Below are 1,655 nucleotides of genomic sequence, written 5' to 3'. Positions count from 1 at the left end.
TTTTTTTTGATGGCCAAAAGGGTCCGTATTTTTTTGGATGATTATCTAAAAAAATACTTGACAGCCAAAAATCAGCCTTTTTTACACAATCCGAAGGAAATTGTAGGAGGAAAAATTCACTATGATTTCCATTGACTCTGTTAAGTGCGTAGATGACATTTTAGCTAAGGCCATTGATATGGTCGAGCAAAATATAAGCTGCTATTGTACGCAGCCAGGTGTTGACTTCACTCGGATACGTGCACTGCCCGCTGGTACTCTGATTCGCTTCCTTATCCAGAAACAGGCCAAGGCATTAAACCAGGAACTCTCTGATTTCTTTGTTTCCAAAGTCCCGCCGTCTGCTTCGGCTTTCTGCCAGCAGCGTTCAAAGCTCGATCCCGAAGCTCTTGAAAGAGTAATGCACTTAATGACTGAAAACATTCCTGGAACCAGATTCTTCAAAGGCTATCGTGTATTCGCTTGTGATGGATCAGATGTACGTATCCCTTATAACCCTGATGATCCAGAGACATTTCTGAAGAATGATGAGAACAGCCAGGGCTACAATCAGCTTCATCTCAATGCTCTGTATGACGTTCTGAATCGCATATATACAGACGCTATGATAGATACGAAACAGAAGTCTCATGAGAAAGGCGCTCTGCTTGATATGCTTAAAGCCCATGATCTTCCAGCCAAAACGATTATTACTGCTGACCGCGGCTACGAAAGCTATGAGCTGCTTGCCTATATGCTTGAAAACAGCATTCACTTCGCTATTCGTATAAAGGATATATTCAGCAGCGGGATCTTATCTGCCATTGATCTGCCAGATGAAGAATTCGATCGAGATATCACTCGTATATTGACAAGAAGCCAGACGAAAGAGATCAAGCAAAACAAGCAGAAATACGTATTCCTGCCATCAAACGTAAATTTCAGTTATCTGGATTTTGATCATCCGTTCTACAATATGACTTTCCGTGTCGCCCGCTTCAAAATCACGGATGGTACTTATGAGTGCCTGGTTACGAATCTGCCCAAAGATGAATTTTCCATCACTGAGCTTAAGGAACTTTACCATATGCGCTGGGAGATTGAAGGTGCATTCCGCCACTTGAAATACGATATAAACATGGTTTACTTCAATTCAGTCAAGCAGAAAAACGCAAGACAGGAAATCTATGCCGCTCTCATCATGTACAACTACACCCAGCTTCTGATCAATGCTGTGCCGGTAGAAAAGGATGGCAGAAAATGGACGTATCAGATTGCTTTTAAGCCCGCCGTTACGAATGCGCGATTATTCCTGAAGAAGCTTATTACGACAAAAGCATTCATAGACAGAATAAAAAACTTCCTGAGTCCCGTACGACCAGGAAGAAAGTTCAAGCGCAATATAAAGTCACAACCAGCAAGACTGTCACTCTATAGAGCTGCCTAAGCAACTCCATTATACGAGGTCAGCCTTTGGATTCAATGATAAAGTGACAGATTGCTCAAAAGATGTTTTCGTCATGCCTTCTTTTCGAGAACCTCTGGATTGTCCTCTAAGAGCTGAACAAAAAAGAAGCTGAGTCCTGAAGAATAACATTATTATTCTTCATCCAGCTTCTTAACTTAACGGGTCAAAATCTCAATATCACTTTCATGAGCTTATCTTAATGACATTG

Annotated in this window: 1 protein-coding gene; it reads left to right on the top strand. The window is 41.5% G+C overall.

The window, feature by feature from the left end; all coding sequences use genetic code 11:
• Nucleotides 1-121 precede the first annotated feature (121 nt).
• A complete protein-coding gene (locus MOZ60_RS11480) occupies nt 122-1,426 on the top strand; it encodes an IS4 family transposase (protein ID WP_370596787.1) in 1,305 nt (434 codons plus the stop codon).
• The last annotated feature ends 229 nt before the right edge of the window (nt 1,427-1,655 follow it).

The sequence above is a fragment of the Grylomicrobium aquisgranense genome (genome assembly GCF_033971865.1).
Lineage (GTDB): Bacteria > Bacillota_I > Bacilli_A > Erysipelotrichales > Erysipelotrichaceae > Bulleidia > Bulleidia massiliensis.
The sequence above is the reverse complement of the archived record's forward strand: the minus strand, read 5'-3'. Positions and strand labels throughout refer to the sequence as shown.

Excerpts from the sequence above, each read along its gene's own strand:
- MOZ60_RS11480 (WP_370596787.1), top strand. The coding sequence starts at position 122 with ATGATTTCCATTGACTCTGTTAAGTGCGTAGATGACATTTTAGCTAAG.